Here is a 22,843-nt window from a genome sequence, read left to right as displayed (position 1 = left end):
ACTCACTCGCCCGGCTGTGGACAACGGGCCCTCATGATTGGCGTCTCGACGTCTTCTCGGCCGGTATTGCCGCCTGGCTCGGTCGGTTCCGCGATCAAGCCGAACTCGGCCCTGGTCGGTGACTCACGCCGGGATGGCGTCGATGTCGCGGTCGAAGTTCCGGTGGGCGGCGAGCGCTTTCGTGAACTCCGTGGCGAAGTCGGGCGTCCACTCGTCGTATGCGATCAGGGCCGGATCCGCCGAAGCGGTCGTCAGCGGGATCTGGGCGCGCTGGAGAAGCCCCAGGCCGGTGCCGAAGGCGCCGACCGCCTTGCCGTGCTTGAATGCCTCGGCGGCGTAGTTCACCGCGAGGCCGTCCATGGCGAGGTCGGGCGCGCCGTCGGGGACGACGATCGCGTCGTACAGCACCGATGACATCGTCTGCATCGCGCGGGTCACCTCCATGGGCAGCCCGTCGGACGTGGTGATCGTGCCGTCGACCGGTGCCAGCAGTTCGACGATCGCACCGCGCTCCGTCAGCGTGTCGCGCATCGAGGTCACGATGCGGGCGTCGACGCCGTCGCCGACAAGGACCGCGACCTTGCGGCTGAGCACCGATTCGCGCGGCGAGTTGCCCTGGGACAGCGCGGGTGAACTGCGGCCGTGGTTGTCGACGGACTTCACCGGCTCCTCGACGCCGATGCCGAGCGCGACGGCGATCGCCAAGTCGTGGTCGACGCGGTTGAGGTGCTCGACGAGCCGCACGCGGATCGGCATCGACTCGACCTTGCCGAGCTCGAACCGGTAGGCCGCGATGATGTGCTCCTTCTCCCAGGAGGACATACTGTTCCAGAACAGGGTCGCCTGGCTGTAGTGGTCGGCGAAGGTCTCACTGCGCTTGCGCTCCTTCGGCCCGTCGACGTGCTCGGGGTAGTGCACGAACCCGGCCGGGCCGGCGGGGGTCGGCTGGTCGCCGCCGAGCGAGTTCGGGAAGTAGTTCGCCCGGCCGACCGGCACCTCGTGCTGCTGGAAGCCGTCCTGCTGGTGATTGCGGATCGGGGCGATCGCGCGGTTGATCGGCACCTGGAAGAAGTTGGCGCCGCCGAACCGGTTGAGCTGTGTGTCGAGGTAGGAGAACAGCCGGGCCTGCAGCAGCGGGTCGTCGGTGAAGTCGATCCCTGGCACCACGTTGCCGACGCAGAACGCCACCTGCTCCGTCTCGGCGAAGAAGTTGTCCGGGTTGCGGTTCAGCGTGAGCCGGCCGACCGGCGTCACGGGCACCACCTCCTCCGGGATGATCTTCGTGGGGTCGAGGATGTCGATGTCCTCGAACTCGAAGGCCCGCTCCTCGGGGATGAGTTGCAGCCCGAGCTCCCACGACGGGAACTGGCCGCTGCTGATCGCCTCCCAGAGGTCCCTGCGGTTGTAGTCGGGGTCCTTGCCGGCGATCTTCTGCGCCTCGTCCCAGACCAGCGAGTGGGTGCCGAGCACGGGTGTCCAGTGGAACTTGACGAACGTGCTGCGTCCCTGGCCGTTGACCAGCCGGAACGTGTGCACGCCGAAGCCCTGCATCATGCGGAAGCTGCGGGGGATGGCCCGGTCGGACATGAGCCAGATGACGTGGTGCATCGTCTCGGGTTGCAGCGTGACGAAGTCCCAGAACGAGTCGTGCGCTGAGGCGGCCTGTGGCATCTCGTTCTGCGGCTCCGGCTTCAGCGCGTGCACCAGGTCGGGGAACTTGATGCCGTCCTGGATGAAGAACACCGGCATGTTGTTGCCGACGAGGTCGAAGTTGCCCTGCCGGGTGTAGAACTTCGTGGCGAACCCGCGCACGTCCCGCGGCGTGTCGCTGGAACCGCGCGACCCCTGGACGGTCGAGAAGCGCACGAACACCGGCGTCTCGGCGTCGGGGTCGGTCAGAAAGTCGGCGGTGGTGTATTCGTCGAGCGGCTCGTAGACCTTGAACACACCGTGCGCGCCGGTTCCCCGTGCGTGCACGACACGCTCCGGTATGCGCTCGTGGTCGAAGCGCATGATCTTCTCGCGCAGGTGGAAGTCCTCGAGCAGGCTGGGGCCTCGCGCACCGGCTCGGAGCGAGTTGTCGGTGTCCTCGACCGGGATCCCCTGATCGGTGGTCAGCACACCCTCGTTGAACGGTCTGCGATTGGCGGAGAGCTGCCGGTCTTTGGTGGTCATGGCTTCCGGGCTACCACATTCAACCCGTTTTACACGCTTTTCTGGAGATCGCGTCTCTCCCCGCCGAGGCGTCTGGCGACCTCACGCAGCGCGGTGATCAGGTCACTCCCGCTCATCGCGACCTCCGGGGAGACGATGTGCTGCACCACCACGCCGGTGAGCAGCGCCTGATACAGCCCTCCGACGATGCGGGCCAGCTCGGGCTCCCCATCGGCGTCGATGCCGTGGAACAGCTCCGCGAGGCCGAACTGCGCCTCGTCCTGCGCCTCGTTCCACTGCAGCGCGCGCTCGGGGTGATGACCGATCTGCGTGACCAGCTCGAACTGCGTGGTCCACAGCGGCCGGTTGGCGGTGACGGAGTCGATCACCCGCGTCCACACGGCGACGAACCGCTCGGCCGGCGGGAGTGCCGCGTCGCGCTCGTCGTTGAGCGCCTCGTCCAGCTCCTCCCCCCAGTTCTCCATCGCCCGGATGAGCGCGGCGTTGAGCAGCGCCTCGGTGGTGCCGAAGTGGTATCCGATCGCGGCCAGGCTCACGCCCGCGGCCGTGGCGATGTCGCGTGCGGTGGTCTGCGCGAAGCCCTTCTCGTGGAGGCACCGCAGCGCGCCCTCAAGAAGCTTGTCCCGGTTACCCATGGCGTTGATCGTACCGTCTCACACATCCGTCTTGCAAAAACGTCTAAGAACTCCGTACAGTCTTCCCATCCACCCCGACCCCCGGAGGGCGTCATGTTCGTCGTCGCACTCGTCGCCATCGCCGCCGCCGTCGTCGTCGGCGCACCGCTGGCCTATCGCGCCGCCCGCAAGCACCGCCGCGCCCTCGAGGCGCGCATCGACACCCCCGACGCCGTGGTCGAGGGGCGTTACGTCACGATCGGCGGCACGCAGCAGTGGCTGCAGATCCGCGGCGAGGACCGGGCCAATCCGGTGCTGCTCGTCGTCCACGGCGGCCCCGGCTCGCCCTATTCCGTGTTCACCCCGGTCCTGCGCGAGTGGGAGAAGCATTTCACCGTCGTGCACTGGGACCGGCGCGGGGCGGGGCGCACCCTGCGCCGCAACGGCTGGCCGCCGGCCGAGGAGCTGACGTTCGAGCGGATGGCGGAGGACGGCATCGAGGTCGCCGAATACCTGCGTCGCCACCTGCGGAAGGACAAGCTGATCCTGATGGCGGGCTCGATGGGCACCATCGTCGGACTGCCGATGGCGCAACGACGACCGGACCTGTTCAGCGCGTATGTCGGGACCGACTTCTACGTCGACATGGTCGCCAACGAGCGGCAGTCGCGGCTCGCCACTCTGGCACGGCTGCGCGCCGCGGGCAACCACAAGGGGGTCGCGGCGCTGGAGACGCTCGACGAGGACCCGCGCACCTGGGACGTCGCGGCGTGGGGCCGGCGGATGCAGTGGACCATGGCCACCGACCCGACCACGCCCAACGGGGTGTTCAAGCTGCTCTTCCCGCTGCTGCTGACCAAGCCGGACTATTCGCTGCTCGACGTCATGGCCTGGCTGAAGGGGTTCGGCAAGGTGCGCGACGCGATGTTCGAGCAGTTCATACGCTTCGACGCGCGGGTGCTCGGCTCCAGATTCGAGATCCCGTTCCACCTGTTCCAGGGCGCTCAGGACGTGGTGACCCTGACGGGTCCCGCGGTGTCGTACTTCGACGAGGTCGAGGCGCCGCACAAGTCCCTCGTGCTGATCGAGGGCGCCAGCCACTTCGCGGCCTTCACCCAGCCGCAGCGGTTCCTGGCCGCCCTGCGCGCCGTCGCCGCCTGATCCGTCACCGGCAGCGTTGCCGGGAGCCGGTCAGGCCGGGCCCACCGACAGGACTCGCACGGCGGCGGCGCCCAGCGCGTCCGACTCGGCCAGGTCCACCTCGGCGACGATCGCCCAGTCGCGGTCACCCGCCGGGTCGTCGAAGATCTGGCGGACCTGCCAGCGGTCCGGCTTCTGGTCGATGACCAGCAGCGCCGGGCCGCGGGCGTCCGGGCCGACACCCAGGCTGTCGTACTCCTCGAAGTAGTCCTCGATCGCGTCCCGCCACACATCGGAGGTGAACCCGTGCTCGCCGTCCAGCTCGCCGAGCTCGTCGTAACGGCGCAGCGCCGCCAGTTCCACCCGGCGGAAGAGTGCGTTACGCACCAGCACGCGGAAGGCCCGCAGGTTGCGGGTGACCGCCGGCGGGCGGTCGTCGACCACGACGGGCTTCTCGTCGGTGGGGTTGCGCAGCCGCTCCCACTCGTCGATGAGGCTGGAGTCGACCTGACGGACCAGCTCCCCCAGCCACTCGATGATGTCGGTGAGTTCGTCGGTGCGCGCGTCCTCGGGCACCGTCTGGCGCAGCGCCTTGAAGGCGTCGGCGAGGTAGCGCAGGACGAGGCCCTCGGAGCGGGGAAGACTGTAGAAGTTGACGTATTCGACGAACGTCATCGCCCGCTCGTACATGTCGCGGACCACCGACTTGGGCGAGAGATGGTAGTCGGCGACCCACGGGTGGCCCTGCTTGTAGAGGTGGTAGGCGTTGTCGAGCAGGTCCACGAGCGGCTTCGGGTAGGTCACCGAGTCGAGCAGTTCGAGCCGCTCCTCGTATTCGATGCCGTCCGCCTTCATCGCCGCGACGGCCTCGCCGCGCGCCTTGAACTGCTGCGCCGACAGCACCTGCCGCGGATCATCCAATGTGGACTCGATCACCGACAGCACGTCGAGGGCGTAGGCCGGCGCCTCGCGGTCGAGCAGCTCGATCGCGGCCAGCGCGAAGGGCGACAGCGGCTGGTTGAGCGCGAAGTCCATCTGCAGGTCGACGGTGAGCCGCACGCGGCGGCCCTCCTCGTCCGGCTCGTCGAGCTGCTCCACGACGCCGCCGGCGAGCAGCGCCCGGTAGATGGCGATGGCCCGGCGGATCAGCCGGCGCTGGGCGTGGACGTCCTCGTGGTTCTCGGTGAGCAGGTGGCGCATCGCCTGAAACGCGTCGCCCGGGCGGCTGATCACGTTGAGGAGCATCGCGTGCGACACCTGGAAGCTCGACCTCAGCGGCTCGGGCTCCGCCTCGACCAGCCGCTCGAATGTGGGACGGCCCCAGCCGATCGACCCCTCCGGCGGCTTCTTGCGCACCACTTTGCGCCGCTTCTTCGGGTCGTCGCCCGCCTTCGCCAGTGCGCGCTCGTTGTCGATGACGTGCTCCGGCGCCTGCACGACCACCGTGCCGATCGTGTCGAATCCGGCGCGACCGGCCCGGCCGGCGATCTGGTGGAATTCCCGTGCCTGAAGCAACCGGGTCTTCTGCCCGTCGTACTTCGACAGGGCCGTGAAGAGGACCGTGCGGATCGGCACGTTGATGCCGACGCCCAGGGTGTCGGTCCCGCAGATCACCTTGAGCAGCCCGGCCTGCGCGAGGGTTTCCACGAGCCGGCGATACTTCGGCAGCATTCCGGCGTGGTGGACGCCGATGCCGTGGCGGACGAGGCGCGACAGCGTCTTGCCGAAGCCCGCGGTGAAGCGGAAGTTGCCGATCGTCTCGGCGATCATGTCCTTCTCGGCCCGCGTCGAGACGTTGATGCTCATGAGCGCCTGGGCCCGTTCGAGCGCGGCGACCTGCGTGAAGTGCACGATGTAGACGGGCGCCTGCCGGGTGCTCAGCAGTTCCTCGATCGTCTCGTGCAGCGGGTCCATCGAGTAGGTGAACATGAGCGGCACGGGGCGCTCGGCGTTCTTCACCACCGCGGTCGGCCGGCCGGTGCGGCGGGTCAGGTCGTCCTCGAAGCGGGTGACGTCGCCCAGGGTCGCCGACATGAGCACGAACTGCGCCTGTGGCAGCTCGATCAGCGGCACCTGCCACGCCCAGCCGCGGTCGGGGTCGGCGTAGAAGTGGAACTCGTCCATGACGACGATGCCGACGTCGGCCTGGTCGCCGTCGCGCAGCGCGATGTTGGCGAGGATCTCGGCCGTGCAGCAGATGATCGGGGCGTCCGCGTTGACGCTGGCGTCACCGGTGAGCATGCCGACGTTCTCCGCGCCGAACATGTCGACGAGCGCGAAGAACTTCTCGGAGACGAGCGCCTTGATCGGCGCGGTGTAGAAGGTGGTGCGGTCGGTCGCGAGCGCGGCGAAGTGCGCGCCCGTGGCGACGAGGCTCTTGCCGGAGCCGGTGGGCGTGTTGAGGATGACGTTCGCGCCAGAGACGATCTCGATGAGCGACTCTTCCTGGTGGGGATAGAGACTCAGGCCCTGTTCCTTGGCCCACTCGGCGAAGGCGTCGAAAACGGCGTCCGGATCCCCGCCGCGCGGGACACGGCTCGCGAGGCCGGTCACGCCGGCTCCCCCGCCGCGATCCGGACCCGACGGCCGTCGTGTTCCTGGGCCGCGGCGTCCCCGGTGCGCTCCGGACCGCCACGGACGTACATCAGGTCGAAGGAGGGGCGGCCGTCGCGCTGCGCACGCTGCTCGAACTTCGTGAGCGGGCGGTGCTCGGGGCGCGGGGCGAAGCCGTCGTGGAGGTTCCTGAGGCCCGGGTCGGCGTCGAGGGTTTCGAGCATCGACTCGGCGTATCCGACGTCGTCGGTGGCGCAGTGCAGCACGCCGCCGATCCGAAGACGGTCGCGCAGGAGTGCCACATGGGCCGGCTGGATGAGGCGACGCTTGTGATGGCGGGCCTTCGGCCAGGGGTCGGGGAAGAAGACATGCACGGCGGCGAGGCTTTCGAGGGGGATGTCATGCCGGAGCAGTTCGAGCGCGTCGACGCTGACCACGCGGAGGTTGTTCAGGGCGTGCTGCTCGATGAGCGCCAGCAGGTTGGCCACGCCGGGGGTGTGGATCTCGACGGCAAGGTATCGCCGGGCCGGGTCGGCGGCGGCCATCGCCAGCGTGGCCTCTCCCATGCCGGACCCGATCTCCAGCACGTCGACTGGCGCACCGGGCGCGAAGCCGAACCGGTCACTCAGACGATCCAACGCGTCGAAATGCCGACCACTGAGCCGCCCCCGGCGCGGGTGATATGTCCGGATGGGCTTGCGCGGGCGGTCGACGGTAGTCACGGGTCACCAACCTTACCTGGCGGTTACACACCGGCACCACGGTGCCCGCGCCCGGCCCGGCCGACGGCTCCGTGGACGCACGCCGGCACGGCTGCCGGGCGGCGTACGCCGGGCTCACCGGCGCAGGCCGTCCTGAGCCGCCTGGACGAGGGCCATCAGGTCCTCGGTCGGGCGGTCCGGCCGCCACACCAGACCGAAGGTCAGCCGCAGCCCCGGGTCGGCCAGCGGCACGAACCGGACGTCGGGGCGGCGGACGGTCTCCACCACGAGCTGCGGCACGGGCAGCGCGCCCCGGCCGGCCGCGACCAGGTCGACCGCGGCGAGCGGATCGTCGACCGCCTCCGGCGCGAGCCGCACCCCGGCGTCCAGCGCGTCCGACCTTCGCTGGACGGCGTCCGCCTGCCGCGTGGCCGGACGCCGGCCCGCCACTGGCGAGGGCTGCAGGCCGCGGGGCACCAGCAGCGGGCCGGCCTGAGCGAGCCACACACGGGCCGCCGTGGCCAGCCGGTCGGCCGTCGCCACGGCGAGATGCGTGACCGGCACGTGGAAGCGGGCGGCGCTGGCGTGGCCGGGCGGAAACGGAATGCTCATCAGGGCCGCCGAGGACAGCCCATGGGTCAGCTCGTGGGTCGCGGCCTGCCAGCCCGCGGGACGGAGCTCCACGTCGACCGGCGGCTTGCGGACGGCCAGGCGGCGGGCCATCCGCGCGGCGAAGCCGCCGACGAGCGGTGCATAAGCCAGGCGAATGCCCGGCGCGGCGGGCACCGCGAGGCGGGCGGCCTCCGCGGCGAACGCGGCGGCCTGGTCGAGGACGGCCTCGGCGTGCGGGAGAAGGCCGCGGCCGGCGTCGGTGAGCGCCACCTCGCGGCTGGTGCGGATGAACAGGCGCAGGCCCAGCGTGCGCTCCAGCCGGGCGACGGCCTGGCTCACCGCGGGCTGGGACATGCCGAGCTCAGCAGCGGCCCGGGAAAACGACAGACGGCGTGCGACCAGGGCGAAGCAGCCGATGTCGCGCAGTGGCGGGCCGTCGACCATGCACCGAGTATCGGACACCGCGGCGGCTATTGGTGCTGCTTATCGATCGGGCGGGGAAGGAGCGGAGCACCCACGATGCGCAGCGTGTCTGATGACTTTCCTGTTTCGACCGTGCTCGGGTATCCGCGGATCGGGCCGGACCGTGAGCTGAAGCACGCCCTGGAGGCTTACTGGGACGGCCGGGCCGGCCGTGACCACCTCGAGCGCGTCGGCCGGCGGCTGCGGGCCGACACTTGGCGGCGCCTCGCGGAGCTTGGGCTCGACGGGCTGCCGTCGAACACGTTCTCGTTCTACGACCAGGTACTCGACACGGCGATGCTCGTCGACGCGGTGCCGGACCGATACCGGGAGTGCGCGGACCCGTACTTCGCCATGGCGCGTGGTGTCGACGGGGTCGCGCCGCTGCGCATGACGAAGTGGTTCGATACCAACTACCACTACCTGGTGCCGGAGATCGGACCGAGGACGCGGTTCCGGGCCGTGGCCGACAAGCCGCTCGCCGAGGTGCGGGAGGCCCGCGAGCTGGGACACGAGACCCGGCCGGTGCTCGTCGGGCCGGTGACGTTCCTCCGGCTGGCGCAGGCGGCGCCGGGCAGCCCTGACGGGTTCACGCCGGTCGACCGGCTCGACGACCTCCTCGACGTGTACGTGCGGCTGTTGTCGCTCCTCGCCGCCGAGGGGGTCGGCTGGGTGCAGCTCGACGAGCCGATCCTGGTGACCGACGGCGGGTCGCCCGCGGTCCGGCACGCGTACCGGCGGCTGGCGGGGCACCCGCGACGGCCGAAGCTGCTCGTGGCGTCGTACTTCGGCGACATCGCGGACGCGTTGCCGGCCCTCGCGGTGACATCGGTGGAGGCGGTCGCGCTGGACCTGACGCACGGTGTGCCGGAAGACGTCGAACTCCTGCGGGGCAGGACGGTCGTCGCCGGGGTCGTGTCCGGGCGGGAGGTGTGGCGGACCGATCTCGACCGGGCCCGGGCGCTGATGGCGGCGGCCGGCGCGACCCGGGTGAGCAGCTCGTGCTCGTTGCTGCACGTGCCGTATTCGCTGCGGGGCGAGGACATCCTTCCCGGCCGGCTCGCGTTCGCGGAGGAGAAGGTCGCCGAGATCGTCGCGCTCGCCGCGCTCGGCCCGAAGGCCGCACCCGGCGCAGTGGACACGGGCGGCACCGCGGTCACCGGCGCCGGGTCGCGGCGGAGACCGGACACCGGCGTGACGGAGCGCAGCGCCTACGCCGTCCGGGCGGCGGCCCAGCGTGACCTCAACCTCCCCACCCTGCCGGTCACGACCATCGGCTCCTTTCCGCAGACGGCCGAGGTGCGGGCCGCGCGGCAGGCGTTCGCGGCCGGGCGGAGCAGCCGCGAGGAGTACGAGTCGCTGATCGAGCGGGAGATCGGGCGCGCCGTCGCGCTGCAGGAGCGGCTGGGGATCGACGTGCTCGTGCACGGCGAGCCGGAGCGCAACGACATGGTGCAGTACTTCGCCGAGCACCTCGACGGTTTCGCGGTCACCCGCAACGGCTGGGTGCAGTCGTACGGGTCGCGCTGCACCCGGCCGCCGATCCTGCACGGCGACGTCCGCCGTCCGGCGCCGATCACGGTGCGCTGGGCGACCTACGCGCAGTCACTCACCGGCAGGCCGGTGAAGGGCATGCTCACCGGCCCGGTGACGATCGTCGCCTGGAGCTTCGTCCGCGCCGACCGGCCGCTGCGTGACGTGACGATGCAGGTCGCCGACGCCGTGCGCGAGGAGGTGCGGGACCTGGAAGCGGCCGGCATCCGGGTGATCCAGGTGGACGAGCCGGCCCTGCGCGAGCTGTTGCCGCTGCGGAAAGGGGATCAGGACGAATACCTCGCATGGGCCGTCGCCGCGTACCGGCACGCGACAGGCGGAGCCGGCGACGCGACGCAGATCCACACCCACCTGTGCTACAGCAACGCGGCCGACGTTTCGGCCGCGATCGACGCGCTGGACGCCGACGTCACCAGCATCGAGTCGGCGCGGTCGGGCACCGGCGTGCCCGGGTTCGGGCGCGGGCTGGGGCCGGGTGTCTACGACATCCACTCCCCCCGGATCCCGAGCCGGGCCGAGATTACCGCCCGGCTGCAGCGCGCGCTGCGCACTATCCCGGCGGAGCGGCTCTGGGTGAACCCGGACTGCGGACTGAAGACGAGAACGTACGAGCAGGTGGAGGAGGCGCTGACCAACGTCGTGGCGGCGGCGGGGGCGGTCCGGGCGAGCATGGAGGACCCCGGCCACCGATGACCGGCTCAGGCCGGCGGCGCAGCCCGCAAGACCGAGGCGAGGACGCGGGAACACGGCCCCGCAAACCGGCAACGGACGCGGAGCGGGCAGCGGGCGAGCCGGCCTCGTTCACATGGCTCACCATCAGAAAAGCCGTCGACCAGGCGTGTCGACTCACCGGTTGCGGGTAGCGGGCAGATCCGTCACCGAGCACAGCAAGTCGCGATCGAGGCATGGCAGCGTCAGGCGAGGCCGCTACCGCTTCCCGATCATGAGCGCTCGCGGCTCGCCCTGCTGGCGGCGCAGGCGCCGGCATCGGGCGGCCACGGCGCCGGACACGGAGGCGAGGAACGGCGCCTACGTGCGCGACTTATGGCTCACAGTGAGCCTTCAGGACAGCACGGCCATGGCCCGCACCACGGCGCCGGCCGAGGACATCGGGAGCACCAGCTCAGTACCGAGGACCGGTTCAGACAAGTGCCACGACTGCTCGGTCGGCACGTCCAGCCTCGCCATCTCGATGTATTCCGTGGCGCCGTCCGGACCAGCGGTCTTGTAGACGAACAGGTCAACGGTCGGATCGTCGGTCTTGATCACCATCGGCTCGGAGCGATGGAGTTCGTCGCCGTCCTCGACGTAGGCCGTGCATGCGTTACGGGCGCACCAATCGGGGTGGTACTCGGCGTTCATCATCGCTCCTTGCCGCGAGAAGGCCGTGGAATACGGTGCCCTCGCTCGCGAGCGCAGGGTACCGATCCGCGTTGATCTGTTGGGAGTTCTCGAATCGTCGTGGCGGTCAACCAGCCCCTGCCGCCGCCGCGTTGCGCTCCGAGCGGTTCCGGGCGGGTCGCACCCGGCGTGCGGTGCGGCAGGCGCAACGACTTCTTGAACACCGTCGCCGCGCGCTCCCGTTCGGCGCACGGACCGGGCGCGCCGCAGCCGATGCACAAGCCCGTCGCGACAGCGACCACGTGGACGTCGAGCATCGCTTGCGCATGCGCCACCAGCTCACCACCGGCGTACATGGTCGTCATGCCCCGCTCCCATCGGTCGTGATCTCGAACGTCTGCAGGTCGGGCGCACCGGCCAACACGATCGATGCGCCCGACCACTCGACCCGACGCCACCGGGATCTCAGCCGCGGCGCGCCGGGGAGCAGCACGGCACCTACCGCGGCTGGTCCGCAGACGCTGCCCGCACAGGTTCGCCCGTTCGCAACTCGTTTGGGCGAACGCCGGCGCGACTGCGGCGATCTCGCGCCCGCCGTTGGTGGCCTCCGCCACGTGCCGCCGAGGCCGGAGAAGAACTTGATCTCGACGTCGCCGTCATCGATGAGCATGACCGGGTCTCCGTCGATGAACTCGACGCGAGCGTTGGCACTGCGAACATCGGGCGATCCGAGGTGAACGGGGAAGCGCTGTCGGTCAGGGTCTCGGCGGGCCTTCACGCGTGTACTCCTGTAGGTCTGCACGGTGACGAGTGGCGAGACGGCTTGACCGCCGTCCTCATCCGTAGTCTTGCGACCGGTGCGGACATTGAGAACCGTCGCGCTGTCCGCTGGTGTCCGTGCCTGTCCGGACGCGGCGGACGGTCAGCTTGTCAGCTCACGCCGGGTTGGCCGGAAGGCATGGCAGGCGTCGCGAAGGTCCTGTGCCTCCTGGACGCCGCTGCGTTCCACGCCCGCCAGCACCTCTGTGGCACGCCACCAGTTCGACGGCACGATCCGCCCCGACGTGACCGCCGACAACGCCTCGGCGCCGGCCTCATCAGGCTTGTCAGCCGCCAGCAGCGCAAGTGCCAGGTCGAGCCTGGCCGACGCCACCCGGCGCGGGCGAGGCACCCCGCCCGGATCGGTCAGCAGCTCACCGATTGCGGAGCGGGCGAACTGCTCGGCGGCCGGATCGCCGACCCAGGCGAGCGTGGTGGCGGTGTACGAGATTGCCTTGGCCGGATCGTACCGGTAGTGATGCTCCGGTCGCTCGGGTGTGCGTAGGTTGCTGACCAGCCGCGCGACACGTTCGAGCGCGTCGCGGGTCTCCGCCGATCCGCCCATCCGCGCCCACGCCCGACCCTCCTGCGCCGTCGCCTGGATCAACGCGGAGCCGCCCGCCGGTGCGATGGACTGCGCCCGCTGGGACAGTGCCAGCGCCTCGGGGTACCGGCCGTCGGTCAGCACGTCCCACGCACGGGTCTCATAGCACCAGGCGCGGATCTCGTCATGTCCAGCGTGCACGGCCATCTGCTCTGCCGTGGTCAACCACGCCTCGGCTGCGGCCCGCTGCCGAAGGTCGATGTGGAGCGTGGCGGCAAGCAGCGCGAGCCACCCGCCGACCACGAGAAGCCTGCGTTGGGCCTCGATCGTCGCCCGCACGTCGACCAGCCCGGTGACGTAGCTGAGATGCCGGCGTACCCGTGGCAGCAACTCTTCCGGCGGCGTGCCGGCGTAGCTCATCGCCATCCGGTCGGCCGCCTCTTCCAGACGGCTCAGCGTGCCGTCGCCGATGTCACTCGCCTCGACCCGGCGAACCAACTCGATAGCTTCCAGCTCCGCATCCGTCGCCGGCTCCTCCACCCCGGGAGGCGGTCCGACCAACGGTGCCTGGACGAGCGCGATCAACGCCCCGCCAGCGTCGAGCGCCTCATCGAGCCGCTTGGCGACATCGACGGTTGGCGCCGCCCGTCCGGTCGCCAGATCGTGCACGTAGCTCTTGCCCTGGTACACCCGCGCGGCCAGCCCCCGATACGACAGGCCCCGCGCCTCCAACAACGCGCGCAGCAGGTCACCGAACCGTGGATCGACCTCGCTTCGCGACATGGGCATCCCCGTCAGTTTGTGGTACGCCGTGCATCGAGCGTAGCCGCTGTGAACGGCTCGGCGGGTGTTCAGGCCGGCGGCAGCCGCAAGACCGAGGCAAGGACGCGGGAACACGGCCCCGCAAACCGGCAAGGGACGCGGAACGGGCAGCCGGGAACCGTAGGGTGGAGGAATGTCCTATCCGCCACCTCGATACCTCGGTGAGACCGGGGAACTGAATGCCACCTACCGGCCGGTCGGCGCGGCTCCCGAGTGGACGTACGCGAACGGGAACACCGTGCACTACCTTGCCACCGGGGCCACCACCAACGGACAGTTCGGGCTCTACCGGTGGGAGATGGGGCCGCAGCCCAGCGGGCCCGACGCGCACTTCCACCGGTCGATCTCCGAGTCCTTCTACATCCTGAAGGGATCGGTGCGCATCTTCGACGGCAAACGGTGGATCGACACCGAGCCCGGCGACTTCGTCCACGTTCCGGAGGGCGGCGTCCACGCCTTCCGCAACGAGTCGGGCGAGCCGGCCTCGATGTTGTTGCACTTCGCGCCCGGTGCGCCGCGTGAGGCGTACTTCGAGGGGCTGCCCGAGCTCGGGAAGATGACCGACGAGGAACGCGCCGCCTTCATGCTCGACCACGACACGTTCTGGATCTGAGCGCCCCGGCTACGACGTCACCGGCTGGCCGGTCAGCCTCGCGTACTCCTCCCGGGTGCCGATGGCCGGCCGGCGGTCGGGGTGCTCGACGTAGTGCTCGACCACCGAGCCCAGGAAGACCGGCTCGACGGCCAGCAGCTCCAGCGGGATCAGCAGCCAGCCGGGCTCAGGGTGGCCCGGGCGGCGGATGCTCAGCGCCAGCTTCGGGCTGCGCACCGTCAGCGGGAGTGGGGTGGCCGGCACGCGGACCAGGTCGTCCCAGGCGACCTCGCGCCGGCCACCGGCCCGGATCGCCAGGCCGGACGGGCTGACCACGATCCTGGGGCCGCGCAGGAGCGGGATCGCGGCCGCGGCGATGAACAGCCCGGCGCCGGTGTTGACGGCGATGCGCACGCCCAGCGGCAGGGACGGGTCGCTCTCGAGGAACAGGGTGCCGAGCAGCGCCCACCCCATCGAGAGCCGGCCCAGCCAGACCGGTGAGCCCGGCACGACGAACGCGTCGCCGCGGATCCGCAGCGCCGACGGCAACGGCTGGTGCACCGGCCGGAAGACGATGCCGAACACGATGAACGCGGCGCTCAGCAGGACGACCGGGGCGATCAGCAGCGTGACCGTCAGCCAGACCGGGGTGCGCTGCGGGGTGACGCCGAACTCGTAGGCGGCCCGCAGCGCGACGAGAACCGAGGCGACCGCCGCGGCCGTCACCCTGCTCGTCAGCACATAGCGGTCCAGCCGCCCGGGCGTCACACCGCCAAGTCTACGAACCGCGCGCGCAGCTCGGCGAGCGTCGGCATCGACACGGCGCCCCCGCGCGACTCGCACACCAGGCCCGCGACGTGCACCGCGACCCGGGTGAGCAGGGCCCAACCGCCGAGGTCGCCCGGCAGGCCGTGGGCGAGGATACCCCACGACAGCCCGGCCATCGTGGCGTCGCCGGCCCCGGTGGCGTCGACCGCGGTGATCGGCGGCGCCGGCACCCGTACCCTCCCCGATCGGCACGCCACGAGCGCGCCGGACGCGCCGGTCGTCACGACGACCGCCCCGGCGCCGAGGTCGAGGAGCCGGCCGGCGGCGGCCTCCGGGGACTCGCCCCACAGCGCCGTGGCGTCGGCGGACGACAGCTTGACCAGGTCGGCGGTGGCGGCGAACTCGGCGACGACCTCCGGGTTGAGTCCGACGACCGGCCGGACGTTGGGGTCGAAGACGCGGACCGGGCCGGGCACCGCCCAGGCGCGCCGGGCCGCGGCGAGCACCGGCGGGGCGAGCAGGCACATCGAGCCGCAGTAGAGCAGTCCCGCGCCGGCGACCAGGTCGGCGTCGACGTCCGGGACGTCGAAGAGGCCGTACGACGGCGGGTTGCCGTAGAAGCGGAACGTCGGCTCGTGCCCCTCGAACGTGGTGACGGCCAGGGTCGTGGCGACACCGGGAACGGTCACGGTGCCGCCGGTGCCGACGCCCGCGTCGGTGAGGAACCGCAGCAGGCGGGGCCCCCAGGGGTCGTCGCCGAACGAGCCGAGGAACTCGCTGCGCACGCCGAGCCGGGCGATGCCCACGGCGACGTTGAACGGGGCGCCCCCGACGGCGGGCCGGTAGATCACCGAGTCGCCGGCCGGCTCTTCCAGCAGGTCGACCAACGCCTCACCGAGCACCACCGCATATGCCGCCATGCGCCCTCCGCCTCACTCCGGCCGCCCGGTCCCGGACCGAGACCACGGTGACCGGTTCCAGGGCCAGTATCACGGCCTGAGCCGCTGCTTGGCCAGCCAGAGCTCCCTGGCGAGTTCGCCCGGGCCGATCTCCGGCGCCCTGCCTTCCCGCACCAGTGACGTCGCGCCGTCGGCGCCCTTCACCGCGTACCAGCACTGGTCCGGTTCGAGCACCTCGGCGCCCTCGGCCGCGGGCGGCACCGACCGGGCGGTGAAGATCAACTGTGCACGGGCAGGGTTGAGGTCGCGGTCGCGCAGCAGCCGGAGCGCCTCCGTCAGCAGGACGGGGTGCAGGATCGCGTCGAGGTCGTCGATGAGCAGCACGCCGCCGTGGTCCAGCGCGTGGAGCAGCTCGATGAGCAGGTCGAGCCAGGCGATGGTGCCGTCGGACTCGACGTACGCGCCGAGCGGCTGCGGACCGGACCGGCCCTCGTGTATGAGCCGGAGCGTCGAGGTGCTGGTATCGACGCCCGAGATGCCCAGGTCGGCCCGGGTCAGCAGCAGCGTCAACTGGTCGCTCCAGCGGGCGGCGAGCCGGTCGAGGTCGGCGACGAGCCGGGCGCCGGCCGCGATCCGGACCCGGCGCAGCCCGCCGAGCCACTGCGCGATCGGCGCCAGCCACGGGTGCTCGGCGTCGGCGCCGAACGCGAGCAGGGTCGTCTCCGGGTCGACGGCGGCGGCGAGCCGGTCGAGACCCGCCTCGGGCAGGCAGCGGGTCGTGTGACGGTCGCGCTCGAACCACACCCGCCGGCGGTCCCGCCCGTGCGCGTGGAGCCATTCGCCGGCGATTTCGCCCGACTTGTACGCGCAGCCGTACACGTATCGGATGCCGTCGAGGACGAACTCCACCTCGAACCGTGTCGGCAGCAGCCGCGCGGCGGGATCGAGCTGGAACGGCTCGAACCGGCGGGCCGCCTCCCGGGCGTCGCTGCCGGCCGCCGCCAGCGCGCGCAGCGAGCCGAGGGCGCGCAGCACCGTCGACTTGCCGCTCGCGTTCGCCCCGAAGACGCCGACCAGCGGCGACACCCGGACCGCGCCGCCGTGCGCGAACCGCACCGGGAAGCCGCCGTGCGGTGACCGGGTTTCCGCCAGGAGGGTCGTCAGCTCCTGGACGTCACGGACCGAGCGGTAGTTCTGGAGGCGGAACTTGAGCAGCATTGCCGCTCACGGTAGGTGGATTTCCTCCGGGTATTGCCCGGCTTGACCGGCCTCACCAGCGAAATAACCCGGCTTCGCGGAGGCGCCCCAGGCGTTGAAAAGCCCACCCGAGCCGGGGCCGGGACCGCCGTCGAACCCGCCGCCCGCTCCGTGGCCCGGCCCCGGAGCGCTCGGGACGCCCGGCTTCATCGTGCCGGTGACGAACACGGCGTGCCACACGCAGAAGACGAGCACGGTCCAGAGCTTGCGCGAGTGGTCGGCCTCGTTCTTGCGGTGCGCCCCGAGCAGGCCGCGGACCACGTCGAGGTCGAGCAGGTCGCCGGCGCCGGAGGTGTCGAGCAGGCCGTGCGCCCAGTCGTACATCTCCCCCCGCAGCCACGGCCGGATCGGCACCGGGAAGCCGAGCTTCTTGCGGTGGACGATCGCCTCCGGCACGATCCCGGCGAGGGCGCGACGCAGTGCGGCCTTCGTCTCCTGGGAGCGCGGCGGCACCTTCAGCTCGGTCGGCAGGACGGAGGCGGCCTCGAAGACGGCCCGGTCCAGAAACGGCGTGCGGAGCTGGAGCGAGTGGGCCATCGTCATCCGGTCGGCCTTGACCAGGATGTCGCCGCGCAGCCAGGTGTAGAGGTCGATGTACTGCATCGTGGTGACGTCATCCAGGGCGCTGGCCTCCTTGAAGACCGGCGCGGTGACGTCGGTGTGCCGGATGCCGGTCACGTGGTGGCGCAGCAGCGCCGCCTTCTCCTCGTCGGTGAAGATGCGCGCGTTGCCGTAGTAGCGCTCCTCGATGGGCGTGGTGCCCCGCTCCAGGAAGCTCTTGCCCTTCACGCCCTGCGGGATGACCCGCGAGACGGCGCGCAGTCCGCGGCGCACCGAGTCGGGCAGATGGCTGACGGTCGACAGCGACAGCGGCTCGCGGTAGATCGGGTAACCGCCGAACAGCTCGTCGGCGCCGTCGCCGCCGAGGACCACGGCGACGTCCCGGCGGGCCCGCTGCGCGAGGAAGTACAGCGGCACCAGCGCGGGGTCGGCGACCGGGTCGTCGAGGTGCCAGACGATGCGCGGCAGGGCCTGCATGAAGTCGGCGGCGCTGACGACCGTCGAGGCGATCGGCACGCCGAGCGTCCGCGCCGACTGCTCGGCGACGGCGATCTCGGAGTACTGCTCGACGTCGTAGCCGACGGTGTAGGTGCGCAGGTTCGGTTCGGCCTCGGCGGCGAGCGCGACGATCGCGGTCGAGTCGATGCCGCTGGACAGGAACGCGCCGACCGGCGCGTCGGCCCTGAGGTGGGTGTGGACGCTGTCCCGTAACGCGACGGTGATCCGCTGGATGAGGGCGCCCTCGTCGGCGGCCACCGCGGGCCGGAAGTCGAGCTGGCTGTACCGCCGGTTGGCCAGCGGTCCGCCCGGCGTGTAGACGAACGACTCCCCGGCGCCCAGTCGCCGCACGTCGGGGTGCATGGTGGCCGGCTCCGGCACGTACTGCATCGTCAGATAGTGCTGGAGGTTCGCCGTGTCGACGGCCGTCTGGTCGGCGACGAACGGCAGGAGCGCCTTCTTCTCGCTGGCCAGGTAGACACCGTCGGCCGTGGCCAGCCGGTAGAGCGGCTTGATGCCGTAGGGGTCCCGGGCGCCGAACGCACGACGGGCCGAGCTGTCCCAGATGACGAACGCGAACATGCCGCGCAGCCGGTTGACCGCGCTCGGGCCCCAGTGGTGGTAGGCGGCGACGATCACCTCGGCCTCGGCGCCGGAGGCGAAGTCGGCGCCGCGCTCCTCGATGAGTTCTTCGCGCAGCTCACCGGCGTTGTAGACGGCACCGTCGAGGACGATGACGTAGCGGCCGGCGGTGACGCCGCCCGGCGGGTAGGTCACCGGCTGGCGGCCGCCCGTGAAATCGGTCACGATGAGACGGTTGGCGGCGAACACGACGTCGTCGGTGGCGACCACCCGGTGCTCGTCCGGGCCGCGGTGGCGCATCAGCTCGAGCGCGTCGGCGATCTGATCCCGGTGCGCCGACGCGTTGCCCCGCGCGCTGACGAACGTGAGCAGTCCCGCCATAGCCTGCATCTTCGCACGCGGTACGGTCGCAGGTGGAGTACGAATTCCCGCGATGGCACAGGGGGCCAACCATGGAGGACGCAGGTCAACAGCCGACCGGCAGCCAGTCGCACGATCCCGACTTCCCGGAACGGTTCATCCAGTTCATGCGGACCGGTTGGCGCGACTCGTCCCTCGACACGGCGCCCCGGGTCGAGGCCCCCAACCACGCCAAACGCCGCGCGGACCTCTCCTCGGCCTTCCCGGGCGAGACGCTGGTCATCCCGACCGGGGCCGAGTCGGTGCGCAGCAACGACACCAACAACCCGTTCCGGCCCGGCACCGAGCACGTGTGGCTCACCGGCGAGCATGATCCGGATGCGGTACTGCTGATGCGCCCGACGGACAGCGGCCACGAGGCCACGCTGTTCATCCGCCCCCGCTCGCCGCGCGACACCGACGAGTTCTTCCGCGACCGCGACCACGGCGAGCTGTGGATCGGCCGCCGGCACACCCTGGCCGAGAAGTCGACCGAGCTCCAGTTGAACACCGCGCACCTCGACGACCTGCCGGCCGCGCTCGACGACTGCGCGCCGGGCCGCACGCGGGTGCTGCGCGGCTTCGACGCCTCCGTCGACGCCCGGGTCCGCACGGCCGAGCCGGAGCGCGACCGGGAGCTGGCCCGGGTCCTGTCCGAGCTGCGCCTGGTGAAGGACGCGTGGGAGCTCGAGCAGCTCCAGGACGCGGTCGACGCGACGGTCCGCGGCTTCGAGGACGTGGCCCGGATCCTGCCCGCCGACCGGGCGGTCAGCGAGCGGCTGATCGAGGGCGTGTTCGGGCTGCGCGCGCGGCACGACGGCAACACGGTCGGTTACGGCTCGATCGTGGGCAGCGGCGCCCACGCGGCGATCCTGCACTGGATGCGCAACGACGGCCGCACCAACCCCGGCGACCTGCTGCTCATGGACATGGGCGTGGAGAACCGGCACCTCTACACGGCCGACGTCACCCGGACCGTCCCCGTCTCCGGCACCTTCTCCCCGCTGCAACGCCAGGTCTACGAGATCGTGTACCGCTCGCAGCAGGCCGGCATCGACGTCATCCGCCCCGGCACCGCGTTCGACGACGTGCACCAGACCTGCATGCGGGTGCTCGCCGAGGGCCTCGCCGACCTGGGTGTGCTGCCGGTCAGCGTCGACCAGGCGATGGATCCGAAGAGCATCCTGTACCGGCGGTGGACGCTGCACGGATTCGGTCACATGCTGGGCCTCGACGTGCACGACTGCGCCTCGGCCCGCAAGGAGAAGTACCGCGAGGGCACCCTCGAGGCCGGCTACGTGCTGACCGTCGAGCCCGGCCTGTACTTCCAGCCGGAGGACGAGCTGGTCCCGGCCGAGCTGCGCGGCATCGGCGTGCGCATCGAGGACGACGTGCTGGTGACCCCGGCCGGCGCACAGGTGCTCTCCGCGGGCCTGCCGCGCACCGCCGACGACGTCGAGTCGTGGCTCGCCGCACAGCGGGAGGCGGGGCCGCGGCTGCCCTGACGCCGGTCGACGTGTTCACCCCGGGCACGGTCACCGGCGAGGTGCGGTCCACCAGCCGCAACCTGATCCGGCTGCTCGGCCAGGTGGTCTCCCCGCCTCAGTTGAGGGATCCGGTCGTTGGGTAAGAGGATCGGGTTCCGAAAGTCCAGCACAAGGAGAGTGCGCATGTCCGACCGTCCGCGCCCGCCGTCGCCCTACGACTTCCTTCCCGCGGTGCCGGCGTTCACGTTGACCAGCGAGGACCTGACCGACGGCGGCACGCTGCCCGACGCGCAGGTCTTCGAGCGCGGCAACACGTCACCCCACCTCGCCTGGTCGGGATTCCCGGCGGGGACGAGGAGTTTCGCGGTGACCTGCTACGACCCGGACGCGCCGACCGGCGGCGGGTTCTGGCACTGGCTCGTGCTCAACATCCCGGCGAACGTCACCGAGCTGCCCACCGGCGCCGGCACCGGCGACAAGGACGGCCTGCCTGACGAGGCGGTCCACTACCGCAACGACTACGGCACCCGCGACTTCGGCGGCGCCGCCCCGCCCAAGTCCGACGCGCCCCACCGGTACTTCTTCGTGGTCCACGCCCTCGACGTCGAGTCGCTGGACGTGGCCCCCGAGGCCCACCCGAACGTGGTCGGCTTCAACGTGACGGCCCACACCCTGGCCCGAGCACTACTGGTTCCCGAGTTCGGCTTCTAACCACCCACGCGATCTTGGAATTGTGGTTCTCCCGCTATCCGCTCTTTTCGGACAGGTCTGGCACCACAATTCCAAGATCGCCGCCGAAGGCTGGACGGCGGACGCCGTGGCGGAGGTGCGCGGCGCAGTGGCGGCGGGTCGTGGCCGCCGTCCGGTCCACGAACGGCGCGCCGCACGGACACCGTTTCAGCCGCTGCCAGCCGCCCGCGACCACGAGCAGCGCCAGCGCGAACGGCTCGTCGACGACCAACCGCCAGCGGTCGCCGGTGAGCCGCAGCCGCAGTACGGGCAGCGCACTGTTGAGCCGTCCGGCCGCCCGGCGCTCGTCCGGCAGCGCCGCGATCAGTTCGTCGAGCAGGGGCAGCCGCGCCGCGCCTGCGAGCGACGGGTCGAGCATCCGGAACGGCGGCACGATGCCGCGCCACGGATCGTCATCGGTCCGCAACGCTGACGCCCATCGACCGGGCCGTCCCGGCGACCGTCCGCATCGCCGCGGCCAGATCGTCGGTGTTCAGGTCGGGCAGCTTACGCTCGGCGATCTCCCGCAACTGGGCGAGGGTCAGCTCACCGACCGAGTCGTGTCCCGGCCGCCGCGCGCCCGACTTGATGCCGAGGGCCTTGCGGATGAGGAACGCGGTCGGCGGGGTCTTCAACCGCAGCGCGTGACTGCGGTCGTCGAAGACGGTGACGACCGCGGGGACGACGTCGCCGCGCCGGCCGGCGGTGCTGTCGTCGAACTCCGTCTTGACCTGTCTGATGTTGACGCCGGTCGGGCCGAGCATCTTGCCGAGCTCGACCATCGACGCGTTGCCGGCCTCCAGCTCGATGGTGAGGGTACGGATGATCTTCTTCGGGACAGCCATGCGGCCGAAGGTAGGAATTCCAGCGGCTGGAGGGTCAAGCCTTTTGCAAGCGGCCCGTCGGATGCTGTCCGGGTGAGTGCGTTGATGCTGATCCGCCGCCTGCCCCGGGGCCGGGAGGCCGTGACCCGCCGGGTCGTCGCCGAGTGGGAGGAGCGGCCCGCCGACGGCTGGTGGCCGGGTGACGGCAGCGCGGAGTGGTGGGAGCTGGTCGACCCGGCGGGGGACGACGACCAGCCGGCGGCCGGGCTCGCCGCCGTACGAGCCGCCGGCAGCACAGCCCATCTGGTCTACTTCGCGACCCCGCCCGACCACCGCGACCGGGCCCTTCAGCTACTGATCGCCCTCGTGGACGCCCTTCGGGCCACTCCGGCCAGCCGGCTCGTGGCGGCACCACCGGCGCCCGGCCGGCACGTGCCCGGCATCCTGCGCGAGGCGGGGTTCCGGCCACTTCCGGACGGCCAGGAGGCCATGGACCTGTAGGAGAGCACAGGGTGAAGTTCCCCGTGTCCCGGGCCCGCTAGGCCAGCGGCGTCAGGAACTCCAGGCGGTTGCCGTGCGGGTCGTACGTGTGGAACCGCCGGTAGCCGGGCAGTTCGTCGCTCCAGACGACCTCGTGACCGGCGGCGGCCAGGCGCTCGGCCAGCGCGTCGAGGCCGGGCCACAGCATGCCCGGGTGCGCCTTGCGGGCCGGGGCGAACGGTGTCTCGACGCCGAGGTGCAGCTCCAGGCCGTACCCCCGGAACCAGCACCCGCCACGTGGCGCCAGCGCCGGCGGCTTCGGGACCTCGGTGAGGCCCAGCAGTCCCGCGTAGAACGCCCGGGACACCGGCTCGGAACCGGCCGGGCAGGCGAGTTGCACGTGATGCATCATGCCCACAGCGTGGTACAA

The 22,843-nt window shown here is 71.2% G+C and carries 20 protein-coding genes and 1 pseudogene; 6 read left to right on the top strand and 15 right to left on the bottom strand.

The window, feature by feature from the left end:
* Nucleotides 1-123 precede the first annotated feature (123 nt).
* Complete coding sequence (locus Drose_RS09910; RefSeq protein WP_260727876.1) at nt 124-2,175, bottom strand: catalase; 2,052 nt, start codon at nt 2,173-2,175, stop codon at nt 124-126.
* A gap of 29 nt (nt 2,176-2,204) precedes the next feature.
* On the bottom strand, nt 2,205-2,810 hold the full coding sequence (locus Drose_RS09905) for a TetR/AcrR family transcriptional regulator (RefSeq protein ID WP_260727875.1): 606 nt from the start codon (nt 2,808-2,810) through the stop codon (nt 2,205-2,207).
* A 93-nt stretch (nt 2,811-2,903) separates the two neighbouring features.
* Here Drose_RS09905 and Drose_RS09900 point away from each other — a divergent pair, with 93 nt between their 5' ends.
* Nucleotides 2,904-3,950: an alpha/beta fold hydrolase gene (locus tag Drose_RS09900; RefSeq protein WP_260727874.1), complete on the top strand. Its 1,047-nt coding sequence runs from the start codon at nt 2,904-2,906 to the stop codon at nt 3,948-3,950.
* Nucleotides 3,951-3,980: 30 nt separating this feature from the next.
* On the opposite strand, the gene Drose_RS09895 is transcribed toward Drose_RS09900, so the two are convergent.
* The 3 genes and pseudogenes from Drose_RS09895 to Drose_RS09885 all read right to left on the bottom strand — a co-directional run bounded on the left by Drose_RS09895 (nt 3,981) and on the right by Drose_RS09885 (nt 8,239).
* On the bottom strand, nt 3,981-6,482 hold the full coding sequence (locus tag Drose_RS09895) for a DEAD/DEAH box helicase (protein WP_260727873.1): 2,502 nt from the start codon (nt 6,480-6,482) through the stop codon (nt 3,981-3,983).
* A gap of 80 nt (nt 6,483-6,562) precedes the next feature.
* Nucleotides 6,563-7,204: pseudogene (gene trmB, locus Drose_RS09890) on the bottom strand (tRNA (guanosine(46)-N7)-methyltransferase TrmB); the annotation flags it as partial.
* A gap of 114 nt (nt 7,205-7,318) precedes the next feature.
* Nucleotides 7,319-8,239, bottom strand: coding sequence for a LysR family transcriptional regulator (locus Drose_RS09885; protein ID WP_260727871.1), 921 nt, complete (start codon nt 8,237-8,239; stop codon nt 7,319-7,321).
* 84 nt (nt 8,240-8,323) lie between these two features.
* Here Drose_RS09885 and metE point away from each other — a divergent pair, with 84 nt between their 5' ends.
* Nucleotides 8,324-10,504: a 5-methyltetrahydropteroyltriglutamate--homocysteine S-methyltransferase gene (metE, locus tag Drose_RS09880; protein ID WP_260727870.1), complete on the top strand. Its 2,181-nt coding sequence runs from the start codon at nt 8,324-8,326 to the stop codon at nt 10,502-10,504.
* A gap of 369 nt (nt 10,505-10,873) precedes the next feature.
* On the opposite strand, the gene Drose_RS09875 is transcribed toward metE, so the two are convergent.
* The 3 genes from Drose_RS09875 to Drose_RS09865 form a co-directional block, all read right to left on the bottom strand.
* Nucleotides 10,874-11,176 (bottom strand): hypothetical protein, encoded by a 303-nt coding sequence (locus Drose_RS09875; protein ID WP_260727869.1) that lies wholly within the window; start codon nt 11,174-11,176, stop codon nt 10,874-10,876.
* Nucleotides 11,173-11,517, bottom strand: coding sequence for a hypothetical protein (locus Drose_RS09870; RefSeq protein ID WP_260727868.1), 345 nt, complete (start codon nt 11,515-11,517; stop codon nt 11,173-11,175). The genes Drose_RS09875 and Drose_RS09870 overlap by 4 nt, the downstream gene beginning before the upstream one ends.
* 557 nt (nt 11,518-12,074) lie before the next feature.
* On the bottom strand, nt 12,075-13,298 hold the full coding sequence (locus Drose_RS09865; protein WP_260727867.1) for a helix-turn-helix domain-containing protein: 1,224 nt from the start codon (nt 13,296-13,298) through the stop codon (nt 12,075-12,077).
* 172 nt (nt 13,299-13,470) lie between these two features.
* Between Drose_RS09865 and Drose_RS09860 the strand changes: the two genes are divergently transcribed.
* Nucleotides 13,471-13,950, top strand: coding sequence for a cupin domain-containing protein (locus Drose_RS09860; protein WP_260727866.1), 480 nt, complete (start codon nt 13,471-13,473; stop codon nt 13,948-13,950).
* A gap of 9 nt (nt 13,951-13,959) precedes the next feature.
* Here Drose_RS09860 and Drose_RS09855 read toward each other — a convergent pair whose 3' ends face one another.
* The 4 genes from Drose_RS09855 to asnB form a co-directional block, all read right to left on the bottom strand.
* Nucleotides 13,960-14,697 carry a hypothetical protein gene (locus Drose_RS09855; RefSeq protein WP_260727865.1) on the bottom strand — a complete coding sequence of 246 codons (738 nt, stop codon included), beginning with the start codon at nt 14,695-14,697 and terminating at the stop codon, nt 13,960-13,962.
* On the bottom strand, nt 14,694-15,617 hold the full coding sequence (locus tag Drose_RS09850) for a PfkB family carbohydrate kinase (RefSeq protein ID WP_260727864.1): 924 nt from the start codon (nt 15,615-15,617) through the stop codon (nt 14,694-14,696). Before Drose_RS09850 ends, Drose_RS09855 begins: the two co-directional genes overlap by 4 nt.
* A gap of 69 nt (nt 15,618-15,686) precedes the next feature.
* Nucleotides 15,687-16,814 (bottom strand): AAA family ATPase, encoded by a 1,128-nt coding sequence (locus Drose_RS09845; protein ID WP_260727863.1) that lies wholly within the window; start codon nt 16,812-16,814, stop codon nt 15,687-15,689.
* A gap of 6 nt (nt 16,815-16,820) precedes the next feature.
* Nucleotides 16,821-18,875: an asparagine synthase (glutamine-hydrolyzing) gene (gene asnB / locus Drose_RS09840; RefSeq protein WP_260727862.1), complete on the bottom strand. Its 2,055-nt coding sequence runs from the start codon at nt 18,873-18,875 to the stop codon at nt 16,821-16,823.
* 71 nt (nt 18,876-18,946) lie between these two features.
* Between asnB and Drose_RS09835 the strand changes: the two genes are divergently transcribed.
* Both Drose_RS09835 and Drose_RS09830 read left to right on the top strand, forming a co-directional pair.
* Nucleotides 18,947-20,398, top strand: a complete 1,452-nt coding sequence (locus Drose_RS09835; protein ID WP_260727861.1) for an aminopeptidase P family protein — start codon at nt 18,947-18,949, stop codon at nt 20,396-20,398.
* 165 nt (nt 20,399-20,563) lie between these two features.
* Nucleotides 20,564-21,091, top strand: a complete 528-nt coding sequence (locus Drose_RS09830) for a YbhB/YbcL family Raf kinase inhibitor-like protein (RefSeq protein ID WP_260727860.1) — start codon at nt 20,564-20,566, stop codon at nt 21,089-21,091.
* Nucleotides 21,092-21,125: 34 nt separating this feature from the next.
* On the opposite strand, the gene Drose_RS09825 is transcribed toward Drose_RS09830, so the two are convergent.
* A complete protein-coding gene (locus tag Drose_RS09825; protein ID WP_260727859.1) occupies nt 21,126-21,536 on the bottom strand; it encodes a hypothetical protein in 411 nt (136 codons plus the stop codon).
* Nucleotides 21,523-21,954, bottom strand: a complete 432-nt coding sequence (locus Drose_RS09820; RefSeq protein ID WP_260727858.1) for an uL11 family ribosomal protein — start codon at nt 21,952-21,954, stop codon at nt 21,523-21,525. The genes Drose_RS09825 and Drose_RS09820 overlap by 14 nt, the downstream gene beginning before the upstream one ends.
* Before the next feature lie 72 nt (nt 21,955-22,026).
* Between Drose_RS09820 and Drose_RS09815 the strand changes: the two genes are divergently transcribed.
* Nucleotides 22,027-22,434 carry a hypothetical protein gene (locus tag Drose_RS09815; protein WP_260727857.1) on the top strand — a complete coding sequence of 136 codons (408 nt, stop codon included), beginning with the start codon at nt 22,027-22,029 and terminating at the stop codon, nt 22,432-22,434.
* Between the two features lie 37 nt (nt 22,435-22,471).
* Here the strand turns inward: Drose_RS09815 and Drose_RS09810 are convergent, their stop codons facing one another.
* Complete coding sequence (locus Drose_RS09810) at nt 22,472-22,825, bottom strand: VOC family protein (protein ID WP_260727856.1); 354 nt, start codon at nt 22,823-22,825, stop codon at nt 22,472-22,474.
* Nucleotides 22,826-22,843: the final 18 nt, after the last annotated feature.

Source organism: Dactylosporangium roseum (genome assembly GCF_025264685.1).
In the GTDB taxonomy this organism is placed as follows: Bacteria; Actinomycetota; Actinomycetes; order Mycobacteriales; family Micromonosporaceae; genus Dactylosporangium; species Dactylosporangium roseum.
This window is presented reverse-complemented; position numbering and strand designations above follow the sequence as displayed.